Genomic DNA, 16,072 nt, shown 5'->3' with positions numbered 1-16,072 from the left:
CGGTGGATGTCGGGTGTGTCGGGCACGTTGTTGGGTCCTGAGGGAACGGCCGGAAGGCTGTTGCTTCAGTGCCGGTCCTACTCGAGTGGTGCGTGAGCACTGTGAGGGTGGGTGTCTGGTCGTTGTTTGAGAACTGCACAGTGGACGCGAGCATCTGTGGCCAAGTTTTTAAGGGCGCACGGTGGATGCCTTGGCACTAGGAACCGATGAAGGACGTGGGAGGCCACGATAGTCCCCGGGGAGCCGTCAACCAGGCTTTGATCCGGGGGTTTCCGAATGGGGAAACCCGGCAGTCGTCATGGGCTGTCACCCGCACCTGAACACATAGGGTGTGTGGAGGGAACGAGGGGAAGTGAAACATCTCAGTACCCTCAGGAAGAGAAAACAACCGTGATTCCGGGAGTAGTGGCGAGCGAAACCGGATGAGGCTAAACCGTTTTGGTGTGAGACCCGGCAGGGGTTGCCAGAGCGGGGTCGTGGGAAAGTTCTTGATCGGTCTGCCGGCCGGTCGGTGAGTCAGAAACCGTATGGATAGTCGAAGGACATGCGAAAGGTCCGGCGTAGAGGGTAAGACCCCCGTAGACGAAATCTGTGCGGCTCACTTGAGCTTCTCCCAAGTAGCACGGAGCCCGAGAAATTCCGTGTGAATCTGGCGGGACCACCCGCTAAGCCTAAATATTCCCTAGTGACCGATAGCGGATAGTACCGTGAGGGAATGGTGAAAAGTACCGCGGGAGCGGAGTGAAATAGTACCTGAAACCGTGTGCCTACAAGCCGTGGGAGCGTCGGACAGTGGGCTTGCCCATTGTCTCGTGACTGCGTGCCTTTTGAAGAATGAGCCTGCGAGTTTGCGGTGTGTAGCGAGGTTAACCCGTGTGGGGTAGCCGTAGCGAAAGCGAGTCCGAATAGGGCGATTGAGTTGCATGCCCAAGACCCGAAGCGGAGTGATCTAGCCATGGGCAGGTTGAAGCGGAGGTAAGACTTCGTGGAGGACCGAACCCACCAGGGTTGAAAACCTGGGGGATGACCTGTGGTTAGGGGTGAAAGGCCAATCAAACTCCGTGATAGCTGGTTCTCCCCGAAATGCATTTAGGTGCAGCGTCACGTGTTTCTTGCCGGAGGTAGAGCACTGGATAGGCGATGGGCCTCACCGGGTTACTGACCTTAGCCAAACTCCGAATGCCGGTAAGTGAGAGCGTGGCAGTGAGACTGTGGGGGATAAGCTCCATGGTCGAGAGGGAAACAGCCCAGAACACCGACTAAGGTCCCTAAGCGTGTGCTAAGTGGGAAAGGATGTGGAGTCGCAGAGACAACCAGGAGGTTGGCTTAGAAGCAGCCACCCTTGAAAGAGTGCGTAATAGCTCACTGGTCAAGTGATTCCGCGCCGACAATGTAGCGGGGCTCAAGTACACCACCGAAGTCGTGTCATTGCAGCTATAGGGCCAACGCCCGCTGTGATGGGTAGGGGAGCGTCGTGTGCCGGGTGAAGCAGCGGAGGAATCCAGTTGTGGACGGTTCACGAGTGAGAATGCAGGCATGAGTAGCGATACAAGAGTGGGAAACTCTTGCGCCGATTGACCAAGGGTTCCTGGGTCAAGCTGATCTGCCCAGGGTAAGTCGGGACCTAAGGCGAGGCCGACAGGCGTAGTCGATGGACAACGGGTTGATATTCCCGTACCCGCTTTGAAGCGCCAACGTCGAACCTCTGAATGCTAAAGCCGCGAAGCCGGCCTGGAGTCTTCGGACAAAGGGACGTGGTGGAGCCGCTGACCCAACAGGGTAGTAGGTGAGCGATGGGGTGACGCAGGAAGGTAGTCCAGCCCGGGCGGTGGTTGTCCCGGGGTAAGGGTGTAGGCCGAGTGATAGGCAAATCCGTCACTCATTGAGGCTGAGACCTGATGCCGAGCCGATTGTGGTGAAGTGGATGATCCTATGCTGTCGAGAAAAGCCTCTAGCGAGTTTCATGGCGGCCCGTACCCCAAACCGACTCAGGTGGTCAGGTAGAGAATACCGAGGCGTTCGGGTGAACTATGGTTAAGGAACTCGGCAAAATGCCCCCGTAACTTCGGGAGAAGGGGGGCCGGAACTGGTGATGGAATTTACTTCCTGAGCTGGGGCCGGCCGCAGAGACCAGCGAGAAGCGACTGTTTACTAAAAACACAGGTCCGTGCGAAGCCGTAAGGCGATGTATACGGACTGACGCCTGCCCGGTGCTGGAACGTTAAGGGGACCGGTTAGTCAATCTTCGGGTTGGCGAAGCTGAGAACTTAAGCGCCAGTAAACGGCGGTGGTAACTATAACCATCCTAAGGTAGCGAAATTCCTTGTCGGGTAAGTTCCGACCTGCACGAATGGCGTAACGACTTCTCGACTGTCTCAACCATAGGCCCGGTGAAATTGCATTACGAGTAAAGATGCTCGTTTCGCGCAGCAGGACGGAAAGACCCCGGGACCTTTACTATAGCTTGATATTGGTGTTCGGTTCGGCTTGTGTAGGATAGGTGGGAGACTTTGAAGCGGCAACGCCAGTTGTTGTGGAGTCGTCGTTGAAATACCACTCTGGTCGTGCTGGATGTCTAACCTGGGTCCGTGATCCGGATCAGGGACAGTGTCTGGTGGGTAGTTTAACTGGGGCGGTTGCCTCCTAAAGAGTAACGGAGGCGCCCAAAGGTTCCCTCAGCCTGGTTGGCAATCAGGTGTTGAGTGTAAGTGCACAAGGGAGCTTGACTGTGAGACCGACGGGTCGAGCAGGGACGAAAGTCGGGACTAGTGATCCGGCGGTGGCTTGTGGAAGCGCCGTCGCTCAACGGATAAAAGGTACCCCGGGGATAACAGGCTGATCTTCCCCAAGAGTCCATATCGACGGGATGGTTTGGCACCTCGATGTCGGCTCGTCGCATCCTGGGGCTGGAGTAGGTCCCAAGGGTTGGGCTGTTCGCCCATTAAAGCGGTACGCGAGCTGGGTTTAGAACGTCGTGAGACAGTTCGGTCCCTATCCGCTGTGCGCGTAGGAATATTGAGAAGGGCTGTCCCTAGTACGAGAGGACCGGGACGGACGAACCTCTGGTGTGCCAGTTGTTCTGCCAAGGGCATGGCTGGTTGGCTACGTTCGGGAGGGATAACCGCTGAAAGCATCTAAGCGGGAAGCCTGCTTCGAGATGAATATTCCCACCTCCTTGAGAGGGTAAGGCTCCCAGTAGACGACTGGGTTGATAGGCCGGATGTGGAAGCCCTGTAAGGGGTGGAGCTGACCGGTACTAATAGGCCGAGGGCTTGTCCTCAGTTGCTCGCGTCCACTGTGTTGTTCTGAAACAACGACCCCACACCGTTTGGTCACGGGTGTGGTGCGGTCATACAGTTTCATAGTGTTTCGGTGGTCATAGCGTGAGGGAAACGCCCGGTTACATTCCGAACCCGGAAGCTAAGCCTCATAGCGCCGATGGTACTGCAGGGGGGACCCTGTGGGAGAGTAGGACGCCGCCGAACAATCTTTGATCAGAAAGCCCCTACCCGGGATCGGGTAGGGGCTTTCTGCATTTCCGGAACAGAACGCACCACAGCTCGCCCGCGAGGGAGTCCTAATGACTCGACACGGCGCTTCGGCCCCGTGTTACCTTCCCGCCATGTCCAAGAGCGAGATAGACAAGGTGACCGCCGAGTTCTTCGGGTCCTTCGACAACCGGGGTGGGAAGACCGCTGACGTGGGGCGGATCCGGCGGCTGATGCTGCCGGGTGGGGTGATCGTGAAGACCGGGGGTGAGCTGACGGCCTACACCGTGGAGGAGTTCATCGAGCCTCGTGAGCGGCTGCTGGCCGATGGCCGGCTGACGGAGTTCAGCGAGTGGGAGACCTCGGAGCGGACCGACATTGTCGGGGACATCGCGTGCCGGTTCGGTGACTACCGCAAGGCCGGGGTGCTGGACGGGGAGCCGTTCGAGGGCAGTGGGACCAAGACGATCCAGTTCGTCCGCACCCCGGAGGGTTGGCGGATCACAGCGTTCTCCTGGTACGACCAGCCCTGACCGAGGTATCGGCTAGGGCAGGGCTCACCCACGGGGCCGCCGGGCACCGCCGTTGTGGTCAGAGGCGGCCGGCGGCCTTGAGGGCGAGGTAGGTGTCGGCCAGGGCCGGCGGGAGGGCGGCCGGCGGGGCGTCCAGGACGGTGATGCCGCGGCGGGTGAGGCGGGCGGCGGTGCGGGTCCGGTCGGCGCGGGTCTGTTCGGCGGCTGCGGCGCCGTAGATGTCCTGGACGGTGCCGCGGGTGGCGGCGAGCTCGTCCAGTCGGGGGTCGGCGACCGAGGCGAGGACGACCTCGTGGCGCCTGGTCAGCAGCGGGAGCTGGGGGAGCAGGCCCTCTTCCACCGGGCCGGCGTCCAGGCCGGTGAGCAGCACGATCAGGGACCGGCGCGGGGCCAGCCTGAGGGTGGCCGAGGTGAGGGCGCGCAGGTCGGTCTGGACCAGGGCGGGCTCGAGGGTGGCCATCGCGTTGGTGAAGGCGGGCAGCACCTCGGAGGCCGAGCGGCCCAGCACGGTGCGGCGGACGTGCAGGTCGTGGGCGAGCAGGTCGACCCGGTCGCCGGCCTTGGTGGCCAGGGCGGCCAGCAGCAGGGCGGCGTCCAGGGCGGCGTCGAGCCGGGGGGCGTCGCCGACCCGGCCGGCCGAGGTGCGGCCGGTGTCGAGGACGATCAGCACGTGCCGGTCGCGTTCGGGGCGCCAGGTGCGGACGGCGACGGTGTTGCGGCGGGCGCTGGCGCGCCAGTCGATGGAGCGGACGTCGTCGCCGGGGAGGTACTCGCGCAGGGAGTCGAACTCGGTGCCCTGACCCCGGCTCAGCAGCGAGGTACGGCCGTCCAGTTCGCGCAGCCTGGCCAGTCGGGACGGCAGGTGCTTGCGGCTGGTGAACGGGGGCAACGCCCGTACGCTCCAGGGGACTTGGTGTGACCCCTGGCGGGCGGCCAGACCGAGCGGGCCGAGCGAGCGGACAGTGACCCGGTGGGCGTGCTGGTCGCCTCGGCGGGTGGGGGCGAGCCTGGTGGTGAGGCGGCGGCGTTCGCCGGCCGGGACGGTCAGGGTGTGCCGGGAGCCGGCCACGGCGGTGCCGGGGGCCCAGGCGGACGGGGCCCAGGCGTCCCGGAGCCGGGCCCGCAGGAGGCGTCCGGACGGGTTGGTGACGGACAGTTCGACGTCCACCGGTTCACCGAGGCGGACCGTCGTGGCGCCGCCCCGTTCGAACCGCAGGCGGCGGACCGGGGCGGCGAGCAGGAGGTCTGCCAGCACGGCGAGCAGGAGCGGGAGGCCGACCGCGCCGATCCCGGCCCAGGAGGGCAGCAGGAGGCCCACGACCAGCGCGCCGAGCGCGGCGATGAGGGCGGTTCGGCCGGTCAGGGCCATCGGGGTGCTCCTAGGGCAGGGTGACGGAGGGTCAGCGCGGGGCCGGGGTCTGGGTCAGCACGGCCTGGATCACCGAGTCGGCGGTGACGCCTTCCATCTCGGCCTCGGCGCGGAGCTGGACCCGGTGCCGCAGGGTGGGCAGGGCGAGCGCCTTGACGTCGTCGGGGGTGACGTAGTCGCGTCCGGCGAGCCAGGCCCAGGCGCGGGAGGTGCCGAGCAGGGCGGTGGCCCCACGCGGGGAGACGCCGATCGAGAGCGACGGGGACTGCCGGGTGGCCCGGCAGAGGTCGACGATGTAGGCGAGCACCTCGGGGGAGACGGTGAGCTCGGCGATCTCGGCGCGGGCGGCGGCGATGTCGGCCGGACCGGCCACCGGCCGGACCCCGGCGGCGGCCAGGTCGCGCGGGTCGAAGCCGGCGGCGTGCCGGGCGAGCACCTGGAACTCCTGCTCGCGGGTCGGCAGCGGGAGGATCAACTTGACCAGGAAGCGGTCGAGTTGGGCCTCGGGGAGCGGGTAGGTGCCCTCGTACTCGACCGGGTTCTGGGTGGCGGCGACCAGGAAGGGCTCGGGGAGCTTGCGGGGCTCGCCGTCGACGGTGACCTGGCGCTCCTCCATCGCCTCCAGCAGCGAGGCCTGGGTCTTCGGAGGGGTGCGGTTGATCTCGTCGGCGAGCAGCAGGTTGGTGAAGACCGGGCCCGGCTGGAACGAGAACTCGGCGGTCCTGGCGTCGTAGACCAGCGAGCCGGTGACGTCACCGGGCATCAGGTCGGGGGTGAACTGGATGCGCTTGGTCTCCAGGCTGAGCGCGGTGGAGAGGGTGCGGACCAGCAGGGTCTTGGCGACGCCGGGCACGCCTTCGAGCAGCACGTGGCCGCCGCAGAGCAGGGCGACCACCAGGCCGGTGACGGCGGCGTCCTGGCCGACCACGGCCTTGGCGATCTCGGCCCGCAGCGCGGTGAGCGCGGCCCTGGCGTCGGAGGCCGGAGCCTCGTCGGTCTTGGTGAGAGGGGTGGGGGCGGCCTGCTCGGTCACGGCTGTCGTACCTGCCTTTCCAGGGCATCGAGTTGGTCGGTCAGCCGCAGCAGGGCGGCGTCGTCGGTGGGTGCGGCGCCGTACAGCAGCGCGTGCAGGTCGGTGGCGGGCTGCCCGACGCGGTCGGCGACCACGGCGCACAGGGCGGCCGGGTCGGGTTCGCCGGTGCTGAGCGGGATGCCCAGGGCGGTGGCGATCCGGTGCCGGGCGGCCCGGCGGAGCGCGTCGGCGGCCCGGCCGCGGGCCTTCGCCCGGTGGTAGAGCCGGGCCCGGCCCTCGGTGGTCTCGGCGGCGCGGACCACGACGGGCAGCTCCTCGGTGACCACCGGGCCCAGTCGGCGGGCTCGCCAGAGGGCGGCGAGCAGGGTGGCGATGCCGAGTTGGAGCGCGGCCCAGTTCCAGCCGTCCGGGATGAGCTCGGTCAGGCTCTTCGGCGGCTCGACGGTCGGCGCGTTGGTGTAGTCCGGGAGGTACCAGACCAGTTGGCGGCGGGAGCCGAGTAGGCCGAGGGCGAGCGAGGCGTTGCCCTGCTCGTCCAGCCGGTCGTTGGTGAGCGCCCGGGCGCTGCCGAGCACGACGACCTCGCGGGATCCGGGGTCGGTGTGCCGGACCAGGGCGGGGTGGCCGTTGACGGCGTAGCAGCCGACGTCGCCGGGGCCCGGTCGGTAGAGCAGGCCGCCGAGTTCGGCCCGGCCGGCCCGGGTGGCCTCGGGGAGCGCGCAGCCGGGGTCGATGGCGGTCGGCTCCTGGTACAGCGGGTCGCCGGTGGCGTCGGTGGCCGGCGCGAGGTCGGGGGTGATGGCGGCGAGCGCGTTGTTGTCCGGGCCGATCAGCACCAGGCGGCTGTCGCTGCCCCGGTGCTGGCGCCCGAGCAGGACGAGCTGCCGGGACGGCATCGGGACGGTGAACGGGACCACCACGGTGGTGCCGGGTTCGGCGAGCGCGGCGGTGAGTTCGGCCTCGGTGGCGACCGTACGGGTGGTCAGGCCGCGTTCCTCCAGCAGGTGGAGGGCGGCCCTGGTGCCCTGCGGGTCGGTGTCGCGCGGGTCGAGCGGCGGGTACTCGCGGTGGCCGCCCAGGCCGGAGATCAGCAGGGCGACCAGCAGGACGAAGGCCGCGGCGGCCAGGAACCACCGGCTGCGGCGCCAGAGTTGGGCCCAGCCGGGGAAGACGGCGACCGGGGTGGAGGTGGTCATCCGGCGGCTCCGGTCAGGGTCGGCCGGGCCGTGCCGACCGCCAGGTCGAGTTCCAGCAGCGAGTGGTAGGCCGCCCGGTCGGCGGCGTGTTCGCCGTAGACCACGTCGTCGAAGGTGCGGGCGGCCCGGTGGAGCGCGTCGGCGTGCGCGGGGAGTACCCGGCCGGCTTCGGCGGCGGCTTCGTCGGCGGTCCGGCCGGGGCGGACGTCGAGCAGCGTGCGCTCCTCCAACCCCCGGATCAGGGCGCGCAGTTGCTCGCGCACCGCGTCGTCCCAGGCACCGGCGGCGGCGTGCGCCGCAGCGGCGGCGCGGTGGTCGGCGGCGGTGGCCGGGCCGGTGCTGTCGAACAGGGTGGCGGCGGTGCGGGCGGTCCGGCCGAGGCGGCCGAACCGCCACCACAGCGCGGCCGCCAGCACCGCGGCGACCAGCAGGAAGAGCACGGCGGTGGTCATCCCGCCGCCGGGCAGGCCGACCGCGCCGAACGCCCGGTCGAGCTGATCGAAGATCCAGGTCCGGATGCGTTCGAGCAGGCTCGGGTCGTGCCGGTGGTAGGCCGGGTTCAGCAGTTCGGCGCGGGCGGCGTCCCGGGCCGGGTCACGTTCGACGGTGACCGGAGCTCCGTCGAACGGGACCGTCTCCCCCCAGTTGGGCATCCGGTCAGGTCCCCTGCGGTCCGTACTGGGTGGGGATGCCGGCGGCCCGGGTGAGCTCGATGTCCAGGCCCTCGCGGCGGATCCGGCGGTCGACGTAGAGCAGCACGTTCACGGCGGCCAGCACCGGGACGGTGAGGGAGGAGGCCAGGATCGCGCCGATCGAGACGATCACGATCATCACGGGGGGCCCGACGGACCCCAGGTTCGCGAACGGGCTGTCCCCGTTGTCGCCCACGGTGTCGATGCCGAAGACGGCGCCCGCGATGGTGAACGGGATCATCACGACGGCGCTGAACACCACGGCCAGCAGCTGGATCAGCGCGGTCACCAGGAAGGTTCGCCACCAGGCGCCCTTGACCAGCCGCCGGGAGCGGGACAGCGCGGTGAACACGCCCTGCTTCTCCAGCATCAGGGCGGGGGCGGCCAGGCTCAGCTGGACGCCGACCCAGAGCGCCGCCGCGAGCCCGGGCAGGATGAGCAGCCCGGTCAGCAGCATGATGCCGGGGTCGACGTCGCCGACCACGGCGGTGAGGATCAGGGGCAGCGCGGAGACCATCACGATGAGCAGCACGATCAGCCCGGTGAACAGGCTCAGCCCGGTCGCCTTGAGCAGCTGCGGCCTGGCGGCGGCCCAGGCGGCCCCGAGCGACACCGGCTGGCCGAGGATCGCCTTGCTGACCACCATGGTGAGCAGCGCGGTGGCCACGATGCCGAGCAGCGGGCCGAGCAGGTAGCCGAAGGCCAGCAGGATCAGCGGGCCGACCGCGTCGGGCTGCTCGTACTGCCACCACTGGGCGACGGCCAGCAGGCCCTGCTCCAGCGCGGCGACGCCGAGGCTGAGGCCGACCGTGGTGCGCCAGTAGGTGCGGACGGTGCTGAACGCGCCGTCCAGGATCTCGCCGACGCCGAGCGGCCGGAGCGGGATCACGCCGGGCTTGGGGCTGAGCGGCGGCCCCCAGCCGGGCTGGCCCCAACCGGGTTGACCCCAGCCGGGCTGCGGCGCACCGGTCTGCTGACCCCAGCCGGGCTGCGGACCGCCCTGGCCGGGGGCAGGCTGGCCGTATGCTGCGTCGTACGGCCCAGGGGCCGGAGCGGGGGGCACTGCTGCCGACGGGCCGGCGTCCTCTCGGGGCGGCTCGGGCGAGCTGGGCGAGGCCCAGCCCGGAGTGTCGGTCATCACGGCTCCCTGGCGGAATCGGTACTCTGTGCCGCCCATCGTGCCATGGTGGCGGTGGGCGTTCGCAGGTCGGCCCGGGTGTACCTCACGGACACTCGGACGGCGTGGCGAGGGCAGTGAACTTTGTTACGAAATGACCGACTTGGCGAGCCAAGGCGCGCCAGAATGGCACGGCTGTGCGGCAGGTCACAATCCGGTAATGAGAGGATGGACCCATGAAGGGACGCGTCCTTGTCGTCGATGACGACACCGCACTGGCCGAGATGTTGGGCATCGTGCTGCGTGGTGAGGGTTTTGAGCCGTTTTTCGTCGCGGATGGGGACAAGGCACTAGCCGCGTTCCGGGAGACCAAGCCTGACCTGGTCCTCCTCGACCTGATGCTGCCGGGGCGGGACGGTATCGACGTCTGCCGGCAGATCAGGTCCGAGTCCGGCGTGCCCATCGTGATGCTGACGGCGAAGACCGACACCGTCGACATCGTGGTGGGCCTGGAGTCCGGCGCCGACGACTACGTCGTCAAGCCGTTCAAGCCCAAGGAGCTGGTGGCCCGGGTCCGGGCCCGGCTGCGGCGGGCCGAGGAGCCGACTCCGGAGCAGCTGACCATAGGCGATCTGGTGATCGACGTGGCCGGCCACTCGGTGAAGCGGGACGGGCGGGGCATCCCGCTCACGCCGCTGGAGTTCGACCTGCTGGTCGCGCTGGCCCGCAAGCCCTGGCAGGTGTTCACCCGCGAGGTGCTGCTGGAGCAGGTCTGGGGCTACCGGCACGCCGCCGACACCCGGCTGGTCAACGTGCACGTCCAGCGGCTCCGCTCGAAGATCGAGAAGGACCCGGAGCGTCCCGAGATCGTCGTGACGGTCCGTGGCGTCGGATACAAGGCCGGGCCCAGCTGACGTGAAGCACCAGACTGACGACTCCCCGTCGGGCACCACCGCCGACGGGGAGTCCGCCGTGCGCGGGGACGTGCTGAGTTCGACCACCGAGGGCCACCGGCCTCGCGGTGGTCTGCGGGCACTGCTCGCGTCGGTGGGCCGTCAGTTCCTGCGGCCGTTCCACCGGTTGCCGGCGCTCTACCGCCGGTCGATCCAGGTCCGGGTGGTCGCGGCCACCCTGCTGCTGTCGTTCGCCGTGGTGCTGGTGCTCGGCGTGGTGGTGGTGGCCCAGGTGCGGACCGGGCTGCTGGGCGCCAAGAAGGGCGCGGCGCAGGGGCAGGCCAGGGGCGGCTTCGAGATCGAGCAGGAGAAGATCAACGACGCGATCAACCTGCAGGCGAAGGTCGGGGCGACCAACGACCCGACCCGCGAGGAGATCAGCACCTGGCTGATCAAGCAGGTCTCCGACCTTGCCAGCGGCGGCACCGGGGTCTACTCGGTGATCGCGATGGTGCCCGGCGAGGGCATCCAGGAGAGCGCGGCCAGCGCGGGTCTGCGCGGCGCGTACTACTCCGGCGACATCCTGCCGAGTTCGATCTCCCCGGAGCTGCGCGCGAGCGTCGCGGCGGAGCCGGCGGTCTCGCACGAGCAGACCACGATGATCAAGCGTGACAGCGCGCCCTACGAGGAGCCCGGGCTGGTCATCGGCAAGCACTTCAACGGGCCCGCCGACAGCGAGTACCAGCTCTACTACGTCTTCTCGTTCGGCCAGGAGAGCAAGACCCTGGACCTGGTCACCGGCACCCTGGCGACCGCCGGGCTGTTCGTGGTGATGCTGCTGGGCGGCATCGCCTGGCTGGTGGTCCGTCAGGTGGTGACCCCGGTCCGGATGGCCGCCGGGATCTCCGAGCGGCTCGCCGCCGGGCACCTGGAGGAACGGATGAAGGTCACCGGGACGGACGACATCGCCCGGCTCGGCGAATCGTTCAACCGGATGGCCAACGCGCTGCAGGCGCAGATCCGGCAGCTGGAGGAGCTCTCCCGGGTGCAGCGGCGGTTCGTCTCGGACGTCTCGCACGAGCTGCGCACCCCGCTGACCACGGTGCGGATGGCGGCCGACCTGATCTACGACAGCCGGGACGACCTGGACCCGATGGCGGCCCGTTCGGCCGAGTTGTTGCAGGGTCAGCTGGACCGGTTCGAGTCGCTGCTGGCCGACCTGCTGGAGATCAGCCGGTTCGACGCGGGCGCGGCGATCCTGGACGCCGAGCCGGTGGACCTGCGCGAGGTGGTCGGCCGGGTGGTCGAGGCGGCCGACCCGCTGGCCCAGGCCAAGGGCAGTGCGGTGATCATCCGCGGTGGCGAGGAGCCGGTGGTCGCCGAGGTGGACTCCCGGCGGATCGAGCGCATCCTGCGCAACCTGGTGGTCAACGCCCTGGAGCACGGCGAGGGCCGGGACGTGGTGATCCGGCTCGGTTCGGCCGGCGGCGCGGTCGCGGTCGGCGTCCGGGACTACGGCATCGGGCTCAAGCCCGGTGAGGCGTCCCGGGTGTTCCACCGGTTCTGGCGGGCCGACCCGTCCCGGGTGCGGACCACCGGCGGCACCGGCCTCGGGCTGTCGATCGCGGTCGAGGACGCCCATCTGCACGCCGGCTGGCTGCAGGCCTGGGGCGAGCCCGGCGGCGGCTCGCACTTCCGGCTCACCCTGCCCCGCACCCGGGGCGGCGAGATCAGCCGGGCCCCGTTCCGGCTGGAGCCGGAGGACTCCCGGCACAACCGCGGCCTGAACTCCACGGGCGCCCCCTACCGGCGTGCCCGCCCGGCCGGGGCCACCGCACTGACCGTGGCGGGGGAGCCCGGTGGCGAGGTGCCGGAGACCCCGGAGACGCCCACCAGTGGCTTCGGCAGCGGGCTCGGCGGGGTGCTGAGCATCGGCCCCGGCCTCGGCAAGGTCCCGACCGCACCGGTCTCCGACCCCTCGGACGTCCGGGCCGCCGCGGCGGGGTACGGTGCGACCGGTGCACAGGTGGTGGTGGACCGATCGGCGGTCCGGCCGCCCGCTGCGCCGAAGGCGTCCGGTGAGGACGCCGACCAGAGCGAGACGGAGGGGGCCGAGCGTGCCGAGGACGGGCAGGACTGACCGACGGGCCGTGGGCGCGCTCGGCATGGTGATCGTCTCGGCGCTCACCGCGGGCTGCGTGGCGATGCCCTCCGACGGGCCGCCGGAGCGGGTGGAACTCCCGCAGGCGGCCGGCTCGGAGAACCTCCAGGTCCGGGTCTTCCCGATCGCCCCGCACCCCGGCGACGGGCCGGACAGCCTGCTGGCGGGCTTCCTGGACGCGGCCAACGCGGACGAGGCGGACTACATCACCGCCGGCGAGTACCTGACCGCGGCGGCTGCCAAGAGGTGGAACCCGGACGCCGGGGTGGTGGTGCTGCGCGCCGCGCCGGCCCGGGACACCCTGGAGGGCGGCGAGACCACGGCCACCATCAAGGTGACCGGTGATCAGGTCGCCGTCCTCGACGGCAAGCACGCCTACCGGGCGGACCGCGACCCCCAGTTCTCCAAGACGTTCACCTTCGTGAAGGAGTCCGAGGGCAAGAACAAGGGGCAGTGGCGGATCGACCAGCTCCCGGACGGTCTGATCATCGATCAGACCATGTTCAAGAACGGCTACCGGTCCGTCGACCTCTACTACCCGTCCGCCGAGGACCCGTGGACCGACCGGCAGTCCCCGGTCCTGGTGCCGGACCCGGTCTACCTGCGGCGCCGAATAGACCCGTTCACCTCCGCCGCCAAGGCACTGGTCGAGGGGCCTTCGAGCTGGCTCGGCAAGGTGGTCGACCCGGTCTTCGACAAGACCACCAGGATCCTGGACACCGTCACGGTGAACGACGGCGGCGTGGCCACCGTGCACATCAGCGTGCCGGACTTCGGCGGTATCCAGCCGCGCTGCCAGCAGATGGCCGCCCAGCTCTTCCACACCCTCTCCGACCTGCAGGGCAAGTCCCAGCTGGTCCGGCTGGACCTGAACGGCGAACGGGGCGGTTGCCAGACCGACGCGGCCCGCACCGCCCAGATCGCGCCCGGCGCGCTGGCCGGCGGGTCGGCCGGGACCCAGCAGTACTACCTGCTGGGGAACGGGCAGCTGACCCAGGCCACCACCGACCTGGACCCCAAGGCCAAGGGCACGCCGATGGCGGGCGACCTGGGCCTGGAGAAGCCGCTGCGGCCGGACGGCTTCGCGGTCCGCCGCGACGGCACCGAGGCCGCCCTGGTCAGCCCCAACCGCAAGGAGCTCTGGGTGACCGAGGGCGGCAAGCTCGGCACCTCGGTGATCACCAGCCAGGCGGTCGGGGCGGACAGCGGGCTGACCTCGCCGAGCTGGGACGGGCGCGGCTCGCTCTGGGTGGTGGACCGTCACCCGGGCGGCTCCCAGGTGACGGTGATCCGGGGCAGGACCCTGGTACCCGTCCGGATCGACGGACTCGGCGGCCGCAGCGTGACCTCGCTCAAGGTGGCCTCGGACGGGACCAGGATCGCGCTGGTGGTGACCGAGGCCAACCGCCAGAGCCTGCTGATCGGGCGGGTCGAGCACACCGGCACCCGGACCGCACCGGTGGCCACGGTGACCGATCTCCGGCCGGTCGGCACCATGCTCAGCGACGTGGTCTCGGTCTCCTGGGCCGACACCGACCAGCTGCTGGTGCTCGGCAAGGAGGACGGCAAGCTCCAGCAGCTGCACTACTTCGGCACCGACGGCTCGGTGAACTCCGACTTCGTGCTCCAGGGCGGGGACTCGATGTCCTCGGTCTCCGCCACCGAGGCGCGCGGCGACCGGTCGGACAAGGTGCCCCCGGTGCTCGCGACCTCGGGCGGCCACCAGATCTACCGGCTGGTCGGCAACCAGTGGCGCGAGGTCCCGAGCAAGCCCGAGGCCTGGTCCTTCAGCTACCCGGGCTGACGCCTGCGGACCGCCGCCGCGACCGTGGCGGCGCCCCGGGGTGGGTGCCCGAGCGCGCCGAGCGCCCGGGCCGCCTCGGCCAGCGTGGCGCCGGTGGTCACCAGGTCGTCCACCAGCACCGGCTGACGGCCGGTCAGCAGCCGGGCGGCACCGGGTCGGGGCACCAGCGCGCCGTGCAGGTTGGTCCGGCGCTGCGCGGCGGTCAGCCCAGACTGGTCGGCCACCGCGCGGCCGTGCCGGAGCACCGGCGCGGCCCGGACCGGATGCCCGCCCCGGCGCAGCTCCCGGGCGGCTGCCCGGGCCAGCCGCAGGGTCGGATCGTGCCCCCGGGCCCGGACCGAGCGCCGGGTCGAGGGCATCGGCACCAGCAGCACCGGCCGGCCGTCCAGCAGCGGGTGCACGGCGCGGGCCAGCGCCCGCCCGAGCGGCCCGGCCAGCCGCAGCGCCCCGCGCTCCTTGTGGGCGATCAGCAGCCGCCGGACCGGGTCCGCGTACGGGCCCGCGGCGTGCAGCGGTGGCAGCCCGGGCGGGGCCGGCTGCGGACCGGCGGGCCCGGCCCGGGTGGCCGCCAGCGCGGTGCGGCAGACGGGGCAGAGCTGCGTCCGGCCGGTGCGGCAGCCCGCGCAGGCGGTGGGCAGCAGCAGGTCGAGCAGTTCGAACAGGAGATGGACGGCGATGGCGGCCTCCCCGGATGCGGCTGGGCCAAACGGTGGTCCGCCCTGGGGGTGTTGTCCAGGCGTTCGCCGATGTTTCACCCGCAGGGGGGTAAACAAGGTGGAACAGCTGTACCGCCAGCACCGCGTCACTACGTTGTTCGACCGGCACAAGGCTGGGGAGGCGAAATCCCGGTGTGAGGTGTTCGATAAGGCTCCAAGGGGTTTCAAGCCTTCCTGGTGGGGAGGAAGTGAGGTGAGGGCCAGTTGCACTCGCCGCTCCCGGCGAACCGCGGGGTCGGCGAGGGAGAGGTTGGTCCGGCTGGGTCTCCGTCCGGTCCGGTGAGCACTCCGGATCGGCGTCAGCACAAGGGATCGGAGTTCTGCGTGGACATCGTCGTCAAGGGCCGCAAGACCGAGGTGCCCAAGAGGTTCCGCGAGCACGTGGCCGAGAAGCTGGAGAAGGTCCAGAAGTTCGACGACAAGGTGATCAGCCTCGACGTCGAGGTGTCCAAGGAACACAACCCGCGTCAGGCCGACCGGTCCGAGCGGGTCGAGATCACCCTCCGTACCCGTGGCCCGGTGATCCGGGCCGAGGCCGCCGCCGCGGACCCCTACGCGGCGCTCGACCTGGCCTCGGCGAAGCTCGACGCGCAGATGCGCAAGTCGGCCGACCGGCGTCGGGTGCACAAGGGCGGCAGCGGCCGTACCCCGATCAGCGTCGCGGAGGCGACGGCCGCGCTGGCCGCGCTCCCCGAGGCGGAGCCGCCGGGTGCCGGGGCCAACGGCGCCGTTCGCAAGACCATGATGGGATCCCTGGAGGTGGAGGGCGACGGCCCGCTCGTCGTCCGTGAGAAGACGCACGGCGCCGCACCGATGGCGCTGGACCAGGCGCTGTTCGAGATGGAGCTGGTCGGCCACGACTTCTACCTCTTCGTCGAGAAGGACAGCGGCCTGCCGAGCGTGGTCTACCGGCGGCACGGCTACCACTACGGCGTGATCCACCTGACCACGGACGGTTCGACCGTCGGTGAGGTGGGCGGCGCCGGTGGTGCCATCGGCGGGCCCGACGAGGACTGACCGGGCCCTGCGGCGACAACCGAACAGCAGTCGGTGAACGGGTGACCCCCGGC

The 16,072-nt window shown here is 69.7% G+C and carries 11 protein-coding genes and 2 rRNA genes; 7 read left to right on the top strand and 6 right to left on the bottom strand.

Annotated features, from left to right (window positions below):
• Positions 1-158 precede the first annotated feature (158 nt).
• The 3 genes from OHV05_RS12175 to OHV05_RS12165 all read left to right on the top strand — a co-directional run bounded on the left by OHV05_RS12175 (position 159) and on the right by OHV05_RS12165 (position 4,021).
• Positions 159-3,280, top strand: a 23S ribosomal RNA gene (locus tag OHV05_RS12175).
• An 88-nt stretch (positions 3,281-3,368) separates the two neighbouring features.
• Positions 3,369-3,485, top strand: a 5S ribosomal RNA gene (rrf, locus tag OHV05_RS12170).
• Positions 3,486-3,622: 137 nt separating this feature from the next.
• Entirely contained in the window at positions 3,623-4,021 is a 399-nt protein-coding gene (locus OHV05_RS12165; protein WP_405017686.1) for a nuclear transport factor 2 family protein, read from the top strand.
• Positions 4,022-4,079: 58 nt separating this feature from the next.
• Here the strand turns inward: OHV05_RS12165 and OHV05_RS12160 are convergent, their stop codons facing one another.
• From OHV05_RS12160 to OHV05_RS12140, 5 genes are read right to left on the bottom strand one after another with little or no spacing between them, the layout of a single operon-like run.
• Positions 4,080-5,390: a DUF58 domain-containing protein gene (locus OHV05_RS12160; RefSeq protein ID WP_405017685.1), complete on the bottom strand. Its 1,311-nt coding sequence runs from the start codon at positions 5,388-5,390 to the stop codon at positions 4,080-4,082.
• A 31-nt stretch (positions 5,391-5,421) separates the two neighbouring features.
• The gene (locus OHV05_RS12155) at positions 5,422-6,423 is read right to left on the bottom strand and encodes an AAA family ATPase (protein ID WP_405017684.1); all 1,002 of its coding nucleotides are present in this window, start codon (positions 6,421-6,423) and stop codon (positions 5,422-5,424) included.
• Positions 6,420-7,619 carry a DUF4350 domain-containing protein gene (locus OHV05_RS12150; protein WP_405017683.1) on the bottom strand — a complete coding sequence of 400 codons (1,200 nt, stop codon included), beginning with the start codon at positions 7,617-7,619 and terminating at the stop codon, positions 6,420-6,422. The genes OHV05_RS12155 and OHV05_RS12150 overlap by 4 nt, the downstream gene beginning before the upstream one ends.
• Positions 7,616-8,272, bottom strand: coding sequence for a DUF4129 domain-containing protein (locus tag OHV05_RS12145; protein WP_405017682.1), 657 nt, complete (start codon positions 8,270-8,272; stop codon positions 7,616-7,618). Before OHV05_RS12145 ends, OHV05_RS12150 begins: the two co-directional genes overlap by 4 nt.
• A 4-nt stretch (positions 8,273-8,276) precedes the next feature.
• A complete protein-coding gene (locus OHV05_RS12140) occupies positions 8,277-9,449 on the bottom strand; it encodes a hypothetical protein (protein ID WP_405017681.1) in 1,173 nt (390 codons plus the stop codon).
• A 215-nt stretch (positions 9,450-9,664) separates the two neighbouring features.
• On the opposite strand from OHV05_RS12140, the gene mtrA reads away from it, so the two are divergent.
• From mtrA to OHV05_RS12125, 3 genes are read left to right on the top strand one after another with little or no spacing between them, the layout of a single operon-like run.
• Positions 9,665-10,342 carry an MtrAB system response regulator MtrA gene (gene mtrA / locus OHV05_RS12135; protein WP_057236786.1) on the top strand — a complete coding sequence of 226 codons (678 nt, stop codon included), beginning with the start codon at positions 9,665-9,667 and terminating at the stop codon, positions 10,340-10,342.
• Between the two features lies 1 nt (position 10,343).
• Positions 10,344-12,461: an MtrAB system histidine kinase MtrB gene (mtrB, locus tag OHV05_RS12130; protein ID WP_405017680.1), complete on the top strand. Its 2,118-nt coding sequence runs from the start codon at positions 10,344-10,346 to the stop codon at positions 12,459-12,461.
• A 10-nt stretch (positions 12,462-12,471) separates the two neighbouring features.
• Positions 12,472-14,286 carry an LpqB family beta-propeller domain-containing protein gene (locus OHV05_RS12125; RefSeq protein ID WP_405017679.1) on the top strand — a complete coding sequence of 605 codons (1,815 nt, stop codon included), beginning with the start codon at positions 12,472-12,474 and terminating at the stop codon, positions 14,284-14,286.
• On the opposite strand, the gene OHV05_RS12120 is transcribed toward OHV05_RS12125, so the two are convergent.
• Positions 14,274-14,963 carry a ComF family protein gene (locus OHV05_RS12120; protein ID WP_405021444.1) on the bottom strand — a complete coding sequence of 230 codons (690 nt, stop codon included), beginning with the start codon at positions 14,961-14,963 and terminating at the stop codon, positions 14,274-14,276. The two genes, OHV05_RS12125 and OHV05_RS12120, sit on opposite strands and share 13 nt — an antisense overlap.
• Positions 14,964-15,326: 363 nt before the next feature.
• Here OHV05_RS12120 and hpf point away from each other — a divergent pair, with 363 nt between their 5' ends.
• Positions 15,327-16,019 (top strand): ribosome hibernation-promoting factor, HPF/YfiA family, encoded by a 693-nt coding sequence (gene hpf / locus OHV05_RS12115; RefSeq protein WP_405017678.1) that lies wholly within the window; start codon positions 15,327-15,329, stop codon positions 16,017-16,019.
• Positions 16,020-16,072 lie beyond the last annotated feature (53 nt).

The sequence above is a fragment of the Kitasatospora sp. NBC_00070 genome, assembly GCF_045041205.1.
Lineage (GTDB): Bacteria > Actinomycetota > Actinomycetes > Streptomycetales > Streptomycetaceae > Kitasatospora.
This window is presented reverse-complemented; position numbering and strand designations above follow the sequence as displayed.